The sequence below is a fragment of the Flavobacterium sp. JP2137 genome (assembly GCF_050562195.1).
Classification (GTDB): Bacteria; Bacteroidota; Bacteroidia; order Flavobacteriales; family Flavobacteriaceae; genus Flavobacterium.
The window spans coordinates 569,717-586,029 of sequence record NZ_CP191647.1; the positions used below are offsets into that span (position 1 = coordinate 569,717).

At 45.8% G+C, this 16,313-nt stretch carries 13 protein-coding genes; 3 read left to right on the forward strand and 10 right to left on the reverse strand.

Annotated features, from left to right (window positions below; genetic code table 11):
• Positions 1-10 precede the first annotated feature (10 nt).
• Together ACQZ43_RS02520 and thrA are read left to right on the forward strand one after the other, a co-directional pair.
• The gene (locus ACQZ43_RS02520; protein WP_430614280.1) at positions 11-967 is read left to right on the forward strand and encodes an alpha/beta fold hydrolase; all 957 of its coding nucleotides are present in this window, start codon (positions 11-13) and stop codon (positions 965-967) included.
• A 40-nt stretch (positions 968-1,007) separates the two neighbouring features.
• On the forward strand, positions 1,008-3,416 hold the full coding sequence (gene thrA / locus ACQZ43_RS02525; protein ID WP_430614281.1) for a bifunctional aspartate kinase/homoserine dehydrogenase I: 2,409 nt from the start codon (positions 1,008-1,010) through the stop codon (positions 3,414-3,416).
• 209 nt (positions 3,417-3,625) lie between these two features.
• Here the strand turns inward: thrA and ACQZ43_RS02530 are convergent, their stop codons facing one another.
• The 10 genes from ACQZ43_RS02530 to ACQZ43_RS02575 all read right to left on the reverse strand — a co-directional run bounded on the left by ACQZ43_RS02530 (position 3,626) and on the right by ACQZ43_RS02575 (position 14,572).
• The gene (locus tag ACQZ43_RS02530; protein WP_430614282.1) at positions 3,626-4,405 is read right to left on the reverse strand and encodes a DUF3050 domain-containing protein; all 780 of its coding nucleotides are present in this window, start codon (positions 4,403-4,405) and stop codon (positions 3,626-3,628) included.
• 79 nt (positions 4,406-4,484) lie between these two features.
• On the reverse strand, positions 4,485-5,663 hold the full coding sequence (locus ACQZ43_RS02535; RefSeq protein ID WP_430614283.1) for an acyl-CoA dehydrogenase family protein: 1,179 nt from the start codon (positions 5,661-5,663) through the stop codon (positions 4,485-4,487).
• Between the two features lie 514 nt (positions 5,664-6,177).
• Positions 6,178-6,507: a ferredoxin gene (locus ACQZ43_RS02540; RefSeq protein WP_430614284.1), complete on the reverse strand. Its 330-nt coding sequence runs from the start codon at positions 6,505-6,507 to the stop codon at positions 6,178-6,180.
• A 4-nt stretch (positions 6,508-6,511) separates the two neighbouring features.
• The gene (locus tag ACQZ43_RS02545; RefSeq protein WP_430614285.1) at positions 6,512-7,564 is read right to left on the reverse strand and encodes an NAD(P)/FAD-dependent oxidoreductase; all 1,053 of its coding nucleotides are present in this window, start codon (positions 7,562-7,564) and stop codon (positions 6,512-6,514) included.
• Positions 7,565-7,692: 128 nt separating this feature from the next.
• Positions 7,693-7,932 carry a NifU family protein gene (locus ACQZ43_RS02550; RefSeq protein ID WP_430614286.1) on the reverse strand — a complete coding sequence of 80 codons (240 nt, stop codon included), beginning with the start codon at positions 7,930-7,932 and terminating at the stop codon, positions 7,693-7,695.
• 32 nt (positions 7,933-7,964) lie between these two features.
• On the reverse strand, positions 7,965-9,095 hold the full coding sequence (locus tag ACQZ43_RS02555) for a P-loop NTPase (RefSeq protein WP_430614287.1): 1,131 nt from the start codon (positions 9,093-9,095) through the stop codon (positions 7,965-7,967).
• A gap of 539 nt (positions 9,096-9,634) precedes the next feature.
• On the reverse strand, positions 9,635-10,450 hold the full coding sequence (locus tag ACQZ43_RS02560) for a GIN domain-containing protein (RefSeq protein ID WP_430614288.1): 816 nt from the start codon (positions 10,448-10,450) through the stop codon (positions 9,635-9,637).
• A gap of 227 nt (positions 10,451-10,677) precedes the next feature.
• The gene (locus ACQZ43_RS02565) at positions 10,678-13,086 is read right to left on the reverse strand and encodes an ABC transporter permease (RefSeq protein ID WP_430614289.1); all 2,409 of its coding nucleotides are present in this window, start codon (positions 13,084-13,086) and stop codon (positions 10,678-10,680) included.
• A 4-nt stretch (positions 13,087-13,090) separates the two neighbouring features.
• Positions 13,091-13,849 (reverse strand): GIN domain-containing protein, encoded by a 759-nt coding sequence (locus ACQZ43_RS02570; RefSeq protein ID WP_430614290.1) that lies wholly within the window; start codon positions 13,847-13,849, stop codon positions 13,091-13,093.
• Positions 13,850-13,870: 21 nt separating this feature from the next.
• On the reverse strand, positions 13,871-14,572 hold the full coding sequence (locus ACQZ43_RS02575; RefSeq protein WP_430614291.1) for an ABC transporter ATP-binding protein: 702 nt from the start codon (positions 14,570-14,572) through the stop codon (positions 13,871-13,873).
• Positions 14,573-14,973: 401 nt separating this feature from the next.
• On the opposite strand from ACQZ43_RS02575, the gene ACQZ43_RS02580 reads away from it, so the two are divergent.
• A complete protein-coding gene (locus tag ACQZ43_RS02580) occupies positions 14,974-16,308 on the forward strand; it encodes a sigma-54-dependent transcriptional regulator (RefSeq protein WP_430614292.1) in 1,335 nt (444 codons plus the stop codon).
• Positions 16,309-16,313: the final 5 nt, after the last annotated feature.

Sequence of the window (16,313 nt, forward strand, 5' to 3'; positions counted from 1 at the left end):
TCCACATACCATGAGCACCCTCCGCCAACTGCCCCTTCTCCCCCTTGTATTTCTAAATGGTCGTAGCCAAAAAATCGACCTGAGCTATCGCCGCTACGGTTGCGCCCTACACACGGCACCCGTGGTAGTGGTGCTTCACGCCTTAACGGGAAATTCTGCGGTAAGCGGGGAAACGGGCTGGTGGAAAGCTGTGGTGGGCGCGGAAAAAGTCATCGATACCAACCGCTATACGGTAATCGCATTTGACACGCCCGGCAACGGTAGCGGTCCTGCGGTATTGGACTGGGAAAACTGGACTACACACGATGTTGCCCAGTTGTTTTTGCAGGGTATAGCTGCGCTAAAAATCAGGGCGGTTTTTGCCGTGATCGGCGGTAGTCTCGGCGGCGGAATTGCCTGGGAGATGGCCTTTCAACAGCCGCACTTGTTCCAACACCTGATTCCCATTGCCACCAATTGGAAGGCGACAGATTGGGTAATTGGTCAGGTATACGTCCAGCACCAATTGCTGCAAAACTCGTCTCAACCTATAATGGACGCTCGGGCACACGCCATGTTGCTCTACCGCAGCCCGGAGTCTATAGACCAAAAATTCGGACTGCAAAAGCAGTCGGAGACTCAATACAAGTCCGAAAGCTGGTTGGCGCACCACGGTAAAAAACTCGATGCGCGCTTTTCGCTGTCGGCGTATTTGCTGATGAATCAACTGCTCAAAACCATTGGGCAGACGTATCAGTGGAGCGACTTGGCAAAATTGGCGCAGCACCATACCCTGAAAATTCACCCGATCGGCATAGATAGCGACCTCTTTTTTACGGCGGCAACTATACGAAAATCAGGGGATTTCTTACAGGAACACGGCTCCCAGCAACCCTATCGGCAACTGGTATCCATACACGGACACGATGCCTTTTTAATGGAATACGAACAGCTCGACAAGCTGCTCGCACCCATTTTTACGGTGTAGCCCCAAACCAATCACTAATCCATAACAAACAATTGATTTCATGAAAATATTAAAATTCGGAGGAAAATCTCTGGCACAACCGCATGGTTTTGCCGCCGTATGCCATATCATCGATCAACACCACCGAGAAGGCACGCCCTTTCACGTAGTGGTTTCCGCCATAGACGACACCACCGACCGCTTGGAGCGCTTGCTGCAAAGTGCCGCTAGGGCGGAAGCTTACCAAGCCGACTTCGAGCAGTTGACGCAATTGCACAGCAGCAGTGCCGATCTTACCGCCGAATATACGCTGATTGACAAACTGCTGGAAGGGGTTTCCCTTTTGGGCGACTACAGCGACAAGCACCGCGACCTGCTGTTGGCACAGGGCGAAATTATCGCGGCCAAAACGCTCGCACATCAATTGATTGCACAGGGCCTACTCGCCTGCTTTGTCGATGCGAGACAGCTGCTGCGCACCACCGCCACTTACGGTCAGGCACAGCCCTTAGACACCCCATCGCGACAAAACACCCGCAGCTATTTTCAAAATGAGGTGGCACAACAAATCGGCATCATCACGGGTTTTATCGGCAGTACGCTCACGGGAGAAACCACGACCCTGGGCAGAAACGGCAGCAATTACAGCGCCTCCTTATTCGCCTCCTACCTCGAGGCCTCAGAGCTCAAGAGCTATACGCATATCGACGGCATATATACCGCCAATCCAGATTGGGTAGCCGATGCGCAAAAAATAGCGCATTTAAGTTATGAAGAGGCCAGTGAAATTGCACATTTGGGCGCGAGTATTCTCCATGCCAAAACCATAATCCCCCTGTTGGAGCAGCAAATTCCGCTGCGCATTCTCAATACTTTTAAACCCGACGATTGCGGCACCCTGATCAGCGGCGACTCGAGCAAATCGGGCATACGAGCCTTGAGCGTTTTGGAAAAAACCAGCTTGATTCAAATTACAGGCAAGGGCTTGTTGGGCAAAGTGGGCATCGATGCGCGGATTTTTGAAGCGCTGGCCCAACGACAAATCAGCGTTAACATCATTTCGCAAGGGGCTTCCGAACGGGGCATCGCCTTTGTCGTTGCGGAATCGGATACCGCACAAGCGCTAGAATCGCTGCAGTTGGCTTTTAAAGCAGACATAGCCGCTGAAGACATCAGCAGCATCTACGCGACAGAAGCCGTATCGGTACTCTCGATCATCGGACAAGATCTATCGACCTTCCAACGCTCTTATAGCGCCCTGATCAACAATCAAATCGTTCCGCTATTGATCAGCAATACGGTTACGGGGCATCAAATCAGCTTGGTATTGCCGCAGCGGCAGCTGAAAAAGGCATTGAACATCGTACACGGCGAAATCTTTGGCATCGACAAAACCATCCACCTCTTTTTGTTTGGCGTGGGGACGGTGGGACGGGTGTTAATCGAGCAGCTCTTAGCGGCTCGTGCGGACTTAGAGTCTAAAAAAAACTTGTCGATCCGCATCGTTGGGGTTTCCAATTCCAAGCGGATCCTGTTCAACGTCCATGGAATTTCGCAGCAGTGGGAGCGCGAACTGGCCGAAAGTGCGATACCGACAGCAGCCCAAACGGTATTCGACTGGGCAGAACAACAGCATTTGGGTCATTTAATCGCGGTAGACTTAACGGCAAGCAGCGCCTTTGCCGAGAGTTATCCGCTGTGGATCCGCCACGGTTTTGACTTGGTTGCGGCCAATAAAATAGCCAATACCCTATCGTTTTCCTTTTATCAGAGGCTGCGCGAGGACTTGAAAAAATACCTTAAAGAGTTTTTATATGAAACCAATGTAGGCGCAGGACTTCCCTTGATCGACACCATACAGCTGTTGCATCAATCCGGCGAGAACATCACGCGTATTCGCGGGGTATTCTCGGGAACTTTGAGCTTTTTGTTCAACGCCTTTTCCTCGGAAAGCACTACATTGAGTTCGGTGTTGCAGCGCGCCATCGCTCAGGGATTTACCGAACCCGACCCCCGAGAAGACCTCAACGGAAACGATGTGGCGCGCAAGTTATTGATCCTGGCAAGGGAATTGGATTTACCGCTTGAAATGGCGGATATTCAGATTCAAAATCTGATTCCCCCCGCCCTGCAATCGGTAACGGCGGCTACTTTTTTACAGTCGTTGACGGTTTTGGATCCGCTGTACGACCGCATCAAATCCGAGCAAGAGGCGGAGCACGTTTTGCGCTATGTCGGCGACTTATACGGGGATTTAAGTGGGGAAACCCCAGCAAATTTAGCCGTTAAGCTCATCTCTGTTCCTCAATCCAGCGCTTTGGGGCAGTTGCAGGGTTCGGATTCCATTTTTGAGATTTATACGGACTCCTATGGCGACCGACCGATCGTGATCCAAGGAGCGGGTGCCGGAGCACGGGTAACGGCACGCGGTGTTTTTGGCGATATACTACGGCTCGCCAATAAGAAGTAAGCGACTTTTTTCCACGGGCTCGCGTGAGGGATGGTAGCGGCATCCTTTTGAGCGGCGCAGCGCGACAAAAGATAGAGCGGACAGCCCGACCCGCAGGGGCACGCACAAAAAAAGCCAGCTCGAAAGCTGGCTGTTTTATTGGGGATTGCTAGGCCAAAGCGCGGCCGACCTGAGCATGGCTCGTGTTTTTTAACTGTTGCACACCGTGGTTATTGTTTGTTTGACGCTTGGATTTGTTCTTCTATCGCATCCCAAAGTCCTATTCTGCACTGCAGTGCTTCTATAGAAACCTGAGCTACTTCTTCCCATTTGTCGGCATCGCTACCACAGAGTTCTGCAATCATTTTCATGGCCATAGGACCGTGTTCGTCGGCATCCAACTCGATGTGTCTTTCGAAGTAATAGAGGAGTTTGGACAAATCGGTTTGCGGAAAATGCTGTTGGAAATTTCTCAGGATTTCGGTAAACATCGCCGGTATGAGGTCTTCCCGTCCAAAGGTAAAGGCCGCGGCTATTTCGTGGCTTTTCCCTCGGGCGATTACGCCGAAACTAAAGTTTAAAAACGCCTTGATTTTCGGGTGCATCGCCGCTTCTTCAATGGCCGTAGTCACGGCATTGCTGCGGTGAATCGCCTCCAGAAACCGCTCGATGGGTTGGATGTCGGCTTCGGAAGCCTGCATCGCTTCTACATACATTTCAAAATGGCTCAACCGACGGCCGTCCAGGCTCAAATCCGATTCTTCTGCCAAGACGATTTCGTTGATCAGGTAGCGGGTTTCGGGATTGGCCGAGGCAAACCAAGGCACCGTAGTACAGGTTAGCTTTTGCTGCAAGGCCTTGAGTAACGACATAAAATCCCATACGGCATATACGTGTCCCTGCATAAAGATTTGCAAATCTGTTACGGTTTGAATCTTGTGATATAGGGAGTGCTGCAACAACAAGTCGCGATGTGGTTGTATACGCGCATTTATTTGTGAAAGGGTCATGGATTGTTTTTTTTACAAAATTAAAAAAGCTTCCCGATTAAGAGAAGCTTTTGTTATGATTTTAACCTTTGTCTATAGACTATTTGAATGCGGCAAAACCGGTTACATCCATACCCGTAATCAATAGGTGGATGTCATGAGTTCCCTCATAAGTCACTACAGATTCCAAGTTCATCATGTGACGCATGATTGAATATTCCCCTGTAATACCCATTCCTCCCAACATTTGACGGGCATCGCGAGCGATGGTCAAAGCCATGTCTACGTTGTTTCTTTTGGCCATAGAGATTTGTGCTGTAGTTGCTCTACCCTCATTTCTCAATACACCCAATCTCCACGTTAACAACTGTGCTTTGGTGATTTCCGTAATCATTTCGGCCAATTTCTTTTGTTGCAATTGCGTTGCTCCAATCGGTTTGTCGAACTGTATACGCTCTTGTGAATAACGCAAAGCGGTATCGTAGCAATCCATCGCTGCTCCAATAGCGCCCCAAGCAATTCCATAACGAGCCGAATCCAAACATCCTAGCGGTGCTCCTAATCCAGACTTGTTGGGCAATAGGTTTTCTTTGGGTACTTTAACGTTGTCAAAGATAAGCTCTCCTGTAGCAGAAGCTCTTAACGACCATTTGTTGTGGGTTTCCGGAGTGGAGAATCCTTCCATTCCGCGCTCTACGATTAGACCGTGTATACGTCCTTCTTCGTTTTTTGCCCAAACTACGGCAATATCGGCAAAAGGGGCATTGGAGATCCACATCTTGGCTCCGTTTAAAAGGTAATGGTCGCCCATATCTTTAAAGTTCGAAATCATCCCGCTTGGGTTTGAACCGAAATCAGGCTCGGTCAATCCAAAACATCCGATAAACTCGCCGGTAGCTAATTTTGGTAGGTATTTTTTGCGTTGTTCTTCGTTTCCGTATTTCCAAATGGGATACATAACCAAAGACGACTGTACCGACGAAGTAGAACGAACACCACTATCGCCACGCTCAATTTCTTGCATGATTAAACCGTAAGAGATTTGATCCAATCCCGCTCCTCCATATTCCTCTGGAATATAAGGACCAAATCCACCAATTTCTGCTAGACCTTTGATCAACTGTTTTGGAAATTCTGCTTTTTGCGCAAACTCTTCTATAATTGGGGTAACGTCACGTTTCACCCATGCCCGAGCAGCGTCACGCACCAATTTGTGCTCTTCAGATAATAAATCATCTAACAAGTAATAATCAGGTGCTTGGAATAAATCTGGTTTCATATCTCGATTTTAATGGTTTGTTAAGGTGATATGGTATCGCTGTGGTACGGCTCTGCTTGTTTAAAACAAACTTTGGGTGCTGGGCGATTTCATATACCGTTTTTTCTCTATTTCATTGGTTTAGCGACCGCCTTTTCCCGCACTGCGCTGGTTGAAAACAAACGAAGGCGTATGGGCGAACTCCATATTGCATGCTATATGCTTAACAGCGAAGCAAAAGTAAGTATTCTTACACTAGAAATCAATGTTAATACTGAGAATTCAGCAATTGTTTTCAATATATTCCAAGACTTGACGCCGCGGGTATATCGCTGCTGTGGCAATTGCAGCCATTTTGGGCTAATCGCCTGAACTGATCTGCACTAGCCCTGCTGTTTGAACTCCTATAACTCCTATATGATGCTGGGTATTGCAGCAAAAGCTGGGCTGTTCCGCTGGTATAAACCGCTTTAATCAAAAAAACAGGCTGCCCAAAGGGACAACCTGTTTATAGGATATAAAGACTGTTTTCAAATTACATATCCGGAGCCAATTCCACTTCCAAGCCGTCAATTTCCGGCGTGAGGTGAATTTGACATCCCAATCGGCTGTTTTCCTTCACATTAAAGGCTTCCCACAACATCGCATCTTCATCGGGGTTCTTCTCGGGCAGCGCCACGTCGTTTAAGACATAACACTGGCAAGAAGCACACATCGCCATTCCACCACAGATTCCAATGGTCCCTTCAGGTGCCAATTCATAGGCCCTTACCAATTCCATCACATTCATATTCATATCTGTAGGCGCATCTACGACATGGCGCACTCCTTCTCGGTCAACAATTGTAATTTTAATATCTGTCATTTCTTTAATCTATAGCTTTTACCACGGCTTTCTCCGCTTCTTTTCTACTGCCATCAAATCCGTCAATGCCGGAAACGGTGGTGTATTTTAGCACGTATTTCTTACCTGGATTCAATCGGTTATACACGCTTTGACACATCAAGGTCGCTTCGTGGAAACCACATAGGATCAACTTTAGTTTTCCCGGATAGGTATTGATATCGCCTATGGCGTAAATTCCTTCAATATTGGTTTGGTAATCGAGTGCATTATTAACTTTAATGGCGTTTTTCTCAATGTCCAATCCCCAATTGGCTATGGGTCCCAATTTGGGTGTCAAGCCAAACAGCGGTATAAAGTGATCACAAGTCAAGGATACTTGTCCGCCTTCGTGTTCTAAGGTTACCCCTTCCAAACGGTCTTGGCCTTGTATGCTAATAACTTCGGCTGGTGTCAATAAATTGATTTTCCCCTGATCCTTTAGCGCCTGTACTTTTTCTACAGAATCCAAGGCTCCGCGGAACTCATTGCGTCGGTGAACCAAGGTAACTTCTTTGGCCACGTCGGCCAAAAACACACTCCAATCCAAAGCCGAGTCGCCTCCGCCCGAAATCACTATGCGCTTGTCGCGGAATAGCTCGGGATCTTTTACAAAATACTCCACGCCTTTATCCTCGTAATAAGCGATGTTATCTATAAGGGGTTTACGCGGTTCAAAACTGCCCAATCCCCCAGCAATAGCCACGGCCTTTGCGTGGTGTTTTGTGCCTTTATTGGTGGTCACTATAAAAGTGCCATCCTCTAATTTATCAATGGTTTCGGCTACTTCATTTAGGGTAAAGCCCGGTTGGAATTGCTTGATCTGTTCCATCAAATTATCGACTAACTCTCCAGCTCCAACAGAGGGATATCCCGGTATATCAAAAATGGGTTTCTTCGGATACAACTCCGTCAATTGTCCTCCCGGCTGCGGGAGTCCATCAATAATATGACATTTTAACTTTAAAAGACCCGCTTCAAAAACGGTAAATAGTCCTGTTGGACCGGCACCAATGATTAAAATATCGGTTTGAATCATAGTTTTAAAATTTATTACAAAGGTTATAAATCTTTCTAGCCTATACCATGATAAATGTCAATTCACCCCGATTGAAACGACTTTCATTTTGGAAATAATGACACTAAAAAGTTCGGGCACTGACCCTATTATTCTACGTTTACAACGGTTTCGATTTCCGGAGCGTACTTTTTGATGGTGGTTTCCACCCCTGCGCGCAGCGTCATTTGATTAACACTACAAGAGGTACAGGCTCCTTCTAATCGAACTTTTACGTGCTTGTTGTCTTCGATTGAAATAAGCGTAATATCGCCTCCATCTGAATTTAAGAACGGACGAATTTCTTCTAAGGCTTTTTCAACGTTGAGCTGAATACTGTTTGTTGTCATAATTTTAATTTAAATGAGTGTAAAAATGCTGTTTAGTTTTTTTGCACTGCAGAACAACCCGCCATAGTCGTTATTTTAACTGCTTCAGTAGCCGGTAAACTCTCGTTTCTCTTAACTACCTCTTGCACTACATTTTTGACAATTGCATCAAAAGCATTAGCTACAACTGTTCCTTCTTGAAGGGCTGCTGGGCGACCGTAATCACCTGCTTCGCGAATGCTCTGCACCAAGGGTACTTCTCCCAAGAAAGGCACTTCTAAGTCCTGAGCCAAATTGCGCGCTCCCCCTTCTCCAAAGATGTAATATTTATTATTTGGTAATTCTTCTGGTGTAAAATAGGCCATGTTCTCAATAATTCCCAAAACCGGAACATTGATACTGTCGGACATAAACATCGATACGCCTTTTTTGGCATCGGCCAAGGCTACCGCTTGTGGTGTACTTACCACTACAGCTCCTGTAACAGGTAAAGACTGTAAAATAGATAAATGTATATCACCTGTTCCCGGAGGTAAATCCAGCAACAAGAAATCCAAGGCTCCCCAATCTGCATCAAAAATCATCTGATTCAAGGCTTTGGATGCCATAGGCCCTCTCCAAATAACCGCCTGATCAGGTCTTGTAAAAAATCCGATCGATAGGATTTCCACCCCATAACTGCTAATGGGTTTCATCTTGGACTTTCCATCTACTTCTACAGAAATGGGTCTGGCGTTTTCCACATCAAACATAATCGGCATAGAAGGTCCGTAGATATCGGCATCCAAAATACCCACTTTAAAGCCCATATTGGTCAAGGTTACCGCAATGTTTGCCGTAACGGTCGACTTTCCAACACCTCCTTTTCCAGAAGAAATCGCTACGATATTACTGATACCGGGTATGGCTTTTCCCTTGATTTCCGGTTTGTCTGCTGCCTCAACTTTGATGTTTACCTTTACTTTGGCCTTGGCGTCGATCTGATCGTGTATGGCTTTCATCACATCTACCTCAGCTCTTTTTTTTATGTGTAAAGCAGGAGTAGTCAAGATCAAATCCACAACGACTTCGTCACCGAAGGTCATAACATTCTGAACAACACCACTCTCTACCATATTTTTTCCTTCTCCCGCAACGGAAATCGTCTCCAATGCTTTAAGAATTTCTTTTCGATCTAATTTCATGATATACGTTTCGTTTCCAACAGATTAATACCCCTGTCGTTAATAGGCAAATATAATGGTAAATGTCGAGATTCTAAAGTTAATGTATTCTAAATATAGATAAGAATAAGACAGCGATAGAGAAAACCAATCGCGTCAAAATCGCCTAGCGCTATTTAGTGGATTCCGCAAAACGCTCGTCGTACGCGCCTTTATCCGGCCTGGACGTATAAGCGCTGTTGCGTTCGGAAAAACACCAAAGCCCTCGTAAAAACGATTTGTTTGACGCGAAGTAAGCGAACGCCAGCCTTGGTTTTGCGAATTTTGTTGGTTTTAAATCGCATTTAGCATCCAAAAATCCTTTTCAACCCGCACTTTAACGGATTTATCAAGGCGTTTCACCGCGATATTTCCCGCAAATTGGAATTGCCCGCGGCTTAAAACCAAAAAAGTTTTTGCGAACCTCTCGACCGAGAGGTTCTACAAAAACCCGAATAAAAAAAGAATGTTGCGATAAACCGCTAGCGTCACTAGGTTTTAGCGACGGCTTTCACTGCGGTTTATTTTTTGTTGACCTTGCCCGAAGAGCTGTTTTTTACATTGACTTGGGTCGGATTACCAGAGTAATTGATGTATGCCGAGGAAGCTGCCGAAGCATCGATTTTTTCAGATACATAAAAAACTCCGGTAGAAGACGAACTGGCCGATGCCTTTAATTCTCTTAACTTTAAATCCCCGGCCTCTATTTTTGCAGAACTGGACATTTCTGCCACTGCGCTCTTTACGTCGCCTGTTAATTTCATCGCCGAAGAGCTACTCGCCGACAGCTTCAACTTTGCCGCACTTACGGCGCCCGAAAAATCGGAAGAGGAGCTCGTTTTAATTTCCAAGCGGTCCGACGCTTGTATATCGGCTTTTACATCGGCAGAAGAGGAAACCGCCACTACGCAGTTCTTGGCTTTCACCTCGCCCTTAAAGTAACCCGAGGAAGAGGCTTCCAAGGTAAAATCGTCTGCTTTTAGCGCGTCTTTACCGATAAATTTAGCCGACGAAGACACGGCTACAGCATTTAAGTGCGGCCCTTGTACGCTTACTTTTACATTCTTGAAACGGCGACTTTTGCCCTTGCCCCAACTGTTTTTTTCGCTTTCGATATAAACTTCTAAAACCGACCCCTTGACTTGGGTCCTAACCCATTGAAGCGTTTCCTTGCTATCGGTCTCCACCGTAATCTTGGGCGTAGTGGAAATCGAGTATGTCAGTTCTATGCCCTGCGACACTTTAACGCGGCTAAAAACTCCCGTATTTCTCGTTTCTTTTACTTGGGCGGTCATGCCCAACGTAGCTAACAAAAAAATGATTAGTACCTTTTTCATGATATAATTTATTTAGATTACACTTTGTATTGGACCACGGAATAAGCCCGTGTGCTTAATGAGGCCTGAAGGTTCTTGATAACAGAACCCTCATCGCCCAAAAAAACCGAATTCATACTAACTAATTCAATTTTTCGCTGTTTTAAAAATCGACGGCTAAACACCCCAATGATTTTAAAACTATATTGTTCAAAGAATGGCCTCGGCCGCGCTTTGTAAGATTTACATTATTCGTATTTCAAGTATTTCAACAAATCGATTTTCGTGGCAAAATACGCCCTAAAAACCACCACTACCAAGGTTAAACAAAGCAGGGTAACGCCTGCAACCACAAAGGGAATCCAGTGCAGTTCGCCGTGGTAGGCAAAATTATTCAGCCAGCTGTTCATCAACCAATAGGTGGGAATCGCAGCAACGGCAAAACCTATTAGTGCCAAAATCACGTATTTTGTTACTAGATTTCGAATTAAATTTGCCGTATCGGCCCCTAAAACTTTTCTGATGACGATTTCCTTCAATCGGCTCTCTATGGAAAACGACACCAAAGCAAAGAGTCCGAACAACGAAATAAAGACTACTACGAAGTTTAAACCTCGAAACAAATTGCGTTGTTTGATGTATTGCTTGTAGTTTTTGGCAAATTGTTTGTCCAAAAAAACAGCCTTAAACGGATATTCCGAATCGATTTGTTTTTGCCAAAAGAGCTCAATTTCTCGCAGCGTTTGATCGGGGTCTGCCGAGTTTATCTTTATGGACACTTCATTGATGTGGTAAACCAAATAATCGATAGCTCTATAATCGAATAACACCATAGGACTGATTTTATAGTTGAATCCCGTTCTAAAGAAATCATCCACCACACGGGCAATTTTATATTTTCGCTTGTTGTACATAAATTCCTTACCCACGGGATTGCGGATGCCCAACACCTCGACCAAGCGGTTGTTGACCACCACAGTCAACAGCGAATCATCGGCCGCGGACGCGTCCATGGACATGCCTTGCTTGTTGCGAATACCCAACAGCTTTAAATAATTGAGATCCACACCACTTATATCGAATTCCACGCGTTTGCCCTCAATCGTCAGCGTCCCCCTAGGCATGTTTTTATTGGAAAACGGAATGGTGCCCAAGGCCACTTTTTCAACGCCCTTGATATGGCACAAGCGCTTGGAAAACTCTTCGGACTCGATAAACTTACGTCGAGACTGGTGATTGAACAATTTGGCTTGTACGATATGCCCGCCTTCATAACCCAATTCTTTGGTTGCCATATACGCCACTTGTCGCGTGATTACCAAACCGCCTACCACAAAGAAAAACGCTATGGAAAACTGCAAAACCAACAACACATTTCTCAGTTTCACCCCGCGTTGACTGCGGGTATACTTGCCTTTTAGAATCACTAAAAAGTTCACTCTATAGATGTACAACGACGGAATCAAACCGCCCAGCAAGACGACAACCAAGACGATTCCCGCAATAACCTGCCAAAAATCGAGCAAATTCAGGCTGAGTGTATTATTGATAAACACCGAAAAATGCGGCAGCATAAACTCGACAAACACCAGGGCAAGAATCACGGCTATAGCGCTATTGATCACGGTTTCAAAAACCAGTTGCCCGACAATTTGCTTGTTGCTCGCACCCAGTATTTTTCGAATTCCCAGTTCGTTTACCCGTCGAATGACATAGGCGTTAGTCAGGTTGATGTAGTTGACAATCGACAGCAAAAGAATCATCAGGGCACAGCTTAAAGCGACATATATAAACTCCAAGTTCCCAGTACCTTCCAATAAACCGGTCGCTTTGACATAGAGGCGCACTTCGGCTAAAGAGGCCAAATTCACCGCGGTTTTACCGCCGACATTTTTTATGTATTCCGCAAGGGATATCCCCTCTTCCCGCGCATATATCGCGGTGATGTTTTCGTAAATCAATTGTTTACTCAACGCCTCCAAAGCCCTTTTATCTCCCTTTTTATTGGCCTTAATCAGTAGCCCCAAATTCAAATTGAGCCACAGTTCTTCATCGAGTTCCGTGTCGCGTTCTATACTGCTCAGTACAATATTGGGCAGCATGGAACTGTGCTTATGCAGCCGATATACCCCGCTGATCTGATAGGGCATGTGCGCCAACGACAGGAATTTACCCACCGGATTCCGATTGCCGAAATACTGCTTTGCGACCTCCTCGGATATGGCAATGCTGTTTGGTTTTTCAAAAACGGTTTCCGCCTTGCCGTAGACAAAATCAAAGGAAAAAAACCTAAAAAAGGATTCCTGTGTATTGACAATTTTGTCGACTACGCCCTTTTGAAATTCCGACTCGGCAAAAAACTCCAGGTACTCAAACGAAAAGTAACAATAGTCCTCGACCAAAGCTGGATACTGAGCCAACTTGGGTCCCAAAGCAGCCGAACTCGCAATATAGTCCTCGTCGTTTTGACTGTAGGTCATTTCAAAAATGCGGTCGCGATCGGCGTTCCACGCATTGTATTTATGCTCTTCCTGCCAATACAGTACGGCGAGGATAAGCGCAGAAATCCCAATGGCCAAACCGAGGATGTTTAAAAAGAAAAACAGCTTGTTCTTTAAGGTCTGATGGAGGTAAATTTTAAACCAATTCTTGTACATGTAATTATCGCGCTTTTACAGACCCCATAGAATCCGTGTATTTTTTTACATTCTTAGGATTTCCATAATAAATCACCTTACCCATGGAATCGGCATAGGCATCGAGGCTGTCCGACACGTTGACCTCTGCCTTGCCCAAGCTGTCGGCTTCTACCTTGGCTCTTTTCAATCTAAAGTTCTTTCCGTTAAAGCTCGCGGCACTATCGATGTTGAGCAGCAGTTCTTCCGCATCGCCTGTAATGTTGATAAAAGCGGCGCTATCCAAGCTTGCCTGTACTTTTTTGGCCGATACATCTCCGGAAAAACCCGAGGCCGAATCCATGGTAAATACCATGGTGGATACGCTAAAATCGCCTTCCATCTTTCCAGCGGAATCCAGCGTAATCGACACCTTATCTGTTTTAAGGCGCTTGGACACTTTTATCTTGGCAGCGGACTCGGCCATAAAGCGCGACACGCCTTTTTGCGACACATATACATTGATGCCCTGCGGCCATGATTTTAGACTGATCGAGCGACGTCCGGGCACGGATATATACACCCTAAGGGTATTGTTACTCACTTCGGTATAAATGTTTTTCAAATCGACGCTTCCGTCGGTTTCCACGCGTATGTCACCATTTTCGTTGGGTTGCAATATCACCTGTACCCCTGTGGAGGCTATAATTCCGTCAAAGGATGCGGTTTTTCTCGTTTCGCTGGATTGTGCTTGAAGAATCCAAGACATCAGAAACATCAAAAAAATCATTATCAGTCGTATCATGGTGTTTTTCTTTAGTGTGATTTAGTCCGCAAAGACATCTATGGTTTTGGTATTGTTTTTTTCGGTCAATATCATACCGTCCTTCATCAAAATGGTGCGCTGCGAAAACGACGCATCGTGTTCGGAATGCGTGACCATAATGATGGTCGCTCCTTGTATGTGCAATTCCGTCAGCAGTTCCATGACTTCATTGCCGTTTTTACTGTCTAAATTTCCGGTGGGCTCATCGGCTAAAATCACGGTTGGTCTATTGATTAAGGCGCGCCCGACGGCTACCCGCTGTTGTTGTCCGCCAGATAATTGCTGGGGAAAGTATTTTAAGCGGTGTACGATATTTAACTTTTGCGCCATCTCATTGACCCGTCGCTTGCGCTCGGCCGACGGAACCTTGTTGTAAATCAAGGGCAGTTCCATATTGTCAAAAACATCTAATTCGTCGATGAGATTAAAGTTTTGAAACACAAAGCCAATATGCTCTTTGCGCACCTTTGCGCGCTTGGCTTCTTTTAGCTGCAGCATCTCTTGACCGATCAGCGCATAGCTGCCCGAAGTAGCCGTATCCAACAGTCCAATGATATTGAGCAAAGTCGATTTTCCACAACCCGAAGGGCCCATAATCGAAATAAAATCGCCCGATCGCACCTCTAGGTCTATACCTCTTAAGGCCGTGGTTTCCACTTCTTCGCTCTGAAATATTCGAGTTAAATTCTTGATGTTAATCATTGCTTATACCTAATTTTAATTCGGTTTTTGACGCCCTAAACGCCTTGAAACTTACCTGCTTGACAAGTGCCTTGCCCTGCCGCTAATCGCCTCGGCAAAAAACCGCTGAGACTACGCTTGCACACCGCTTTTTTGCGACTTTTTCAGCTCGACGGCTATAAAAAGCAACCCGCCTACTAAAATACTCAAAAAGCACACAGTATGCGTCTGGTTTTTTGCTATTTTTACCCAGCAAAGCCGTATTCATATCGCTTCATTTCTAATACTATAAGTGTAAAAATGTGCCAAATTTTAATTAACTTACAGCGTATTACTAGTCAACGACATACAAAAACAACCCCAAAGCAACTGTCCGATTTTGAACACGCTACTGTTCGCTTTTGGAATACCCTAACTGCCTTATGAAAAAGACACAGACCACCCTATTGATTTTAGACGACAATGAAGAAATCCTAATAGCGGCGAGAATGCTGTTAAAACGGCATTTTGAAACGGTGATTACCACTGTTAATCCGAAAAAAATCCCGGAATTGCTCAACGAGCATCCGATAGAAGTGATCTTGTTGGATATGAATTACCGCCTGGGATATGAAGACGGCAAGGAGGGTATTTTTTGGTTTAAGGAAATTCAAAAAATGGCTCCTAAGGTTCAGATTATCTTAATGACCTCATACGCGCATATAGAAACCGCGGTGGAAGGCATTAAATTAGGGGCGATTGATTATATTTTAAAGCCCTGGAACAACGAGGTCTTATTGCAGACGATCAAGGAAGCGGTTAAACTCGTTCGCAAAAAGGGCCCTGAAGTTGCTCCGACTCCCGCAAGCTTTTTCAAAGGCAGGGCAGCGAGTATACAAAAGGTGTATCAGATGGCCGATCGGGTATCCAAAACCGATGTCAACACCTTGATACTCGGAGAAAACGGCACGGGAAAATACGTGCTTGCCCAATACATACACGAGCAGTCGGCGCGAAGGGAACAGCCGTTTATCCATGTCGATTTGGGTTCTCTCAACGAAAACCTGTTTGAAAGTGAGCTCTTCGGTTATGCCAAAGGCGCCTTTACCGACGCCAAACAAGACACCGCAGGCCGTTTTGAGATGGCACACGGCGGTACGATTTTTTTGGATGAAATCGGCAATGTTCCGCTGCATTTGCAGTCCAAACTGCTGCAAATCATTCAATCCAAATCCGTGATTCGCTTGGGCGAATCCAAGACCCGTCCGGTAGATGTACGCATACTTACGGCGACCAATTCGGACATCGAACTCGAAGTGGAGCAAAAGCACTTTCGCGAAGATTTGTATTACCGCATCAATACGGTAGTACTTTCCCTACCGGCTTTGAGAGCGCGCAAAGAAGACATCTCGAGTTTGATGGACTTTTTTCTGCAGCAGTACGCAGACAAATACCAGCGATCCCTTCCCAGCATAGACAATTATACTCGGGAAGAACTGACCAAGTACGACTGGAAGGGCAACATTCGAGAAATGCAGAACCGCGTGGAACGCGCCATGATATTGTCGGATTCCGATCAGCTTACACTTGCGGATTTTGGCATTTCTCAACTGGCTATTTCGCCTTACCAAGACGAGGCGTCGCTACAGGAAATCGAACGCATTTCCATCGTGAAAGCGATGGATAAAAGCCAGGGAAACATCAGTCAGGCTGCTTTAGAACTCGGTTTATCACGTGCGGCTTTGTATCGCAGATTAGAAAAACACAACCTCAAATAAGCGGT

Excerpts from the sequence above, each read along its gene's own strand:
- ACQZ43_RS02580 (WP_430614292.1), top strand. The coding sequence starts at position 14,974 with ATGAAAAAGACACAGACCACCCTATTGATTTTAGACGACAATGAAGAA.
- thrA (WP_430614281.1), top strand. The coding sequence starts at position 1,008 with ATGAAAATATTAAAATTCGGAGGAAAATCTCTGGCACAACCGCATGGT.
- ACQZ43_RS02555 (WP_430614287.1), bottom strand. The coding sequence starts at position 9,095 with ATGAAATTAGATCGAAAAGAAATTCTTAAAGCATTGGAGACGATTTCC.
- ACQZ43_RS02575 (WP_430614291.1), bottom strand. The coding sequence starts at position 14,572 with ATGATTAACATCAAGAATTTAACTCGAATATTTCAGAGCGAAGAAGTG.
- ACQZ43_RS02560 (WP_430614288.1), bottom strand. The coding sequence starts at position 10,450 with ATGAAAAAGGTACTAATCATTTTTTTGTTAGCTACGTTGGGCATGACC.
- ACQZ43_RS02570 (WP_430614290.1), bottom strand. The coding sequence starts at position 13,849 with ATGATACGACTGATAATGATTTTTTTGATGTTTCTGATGTCTTGGATT.
- ACQZ43_RS02550 (WP_430614286.1), bottom strand. The coding sequence starts at position 7,932 with ATGACAACAAACAGTATTCAGCTCAACGTTGAAAAAGCCTTAGAAGAA.
- ACQZ43_RS02530 (WP_430614282.1), bottom strand. The coding sequence starts at position 4,405 with ATGACCCTTTCACAAATAAATGCGCGTATACAACCACATCGCGACTTG.
- ACQZ43_RS02540 (WP_430614284.1), bottom strand. The coding sequence starts at position 6,507 with ATGACAGATATTAAAATTACAATTGTTGACCGAGAAGGAGTGCGCCAT.
- ACQZ43_RS02545 (WP_430614285.1), bottom strand. The coding sequence starts at position 7,564 with ATGATTCAAACCGATATTTTAATCATTGGTGCCGGTCCAACAGGACTA.
- ACQZ43_RS02565 (WP_430614289.1), bottom strand. The coding sequence starts at position 13,086 with ATGTACAAGAATTGGTTTAAAATTTACCTCCATCAGACCTTAAAGAAC.
- ACQZ43_RS02520 (WP_430614280.1), top strand. The coding sequence starts at position 11 with ATGAGCACCCTCCGCCAACTGCCCCTTCTCCCCCTTGTATTTCTAAAT.
- ACQZ43_RS02535 (WP_430614283.1), bottom strand. The coding sequence starts at position 5,663 with ATGAAACCAGATTTATTCCAAGCACCTGATTATTACTTGTTAGATGAT.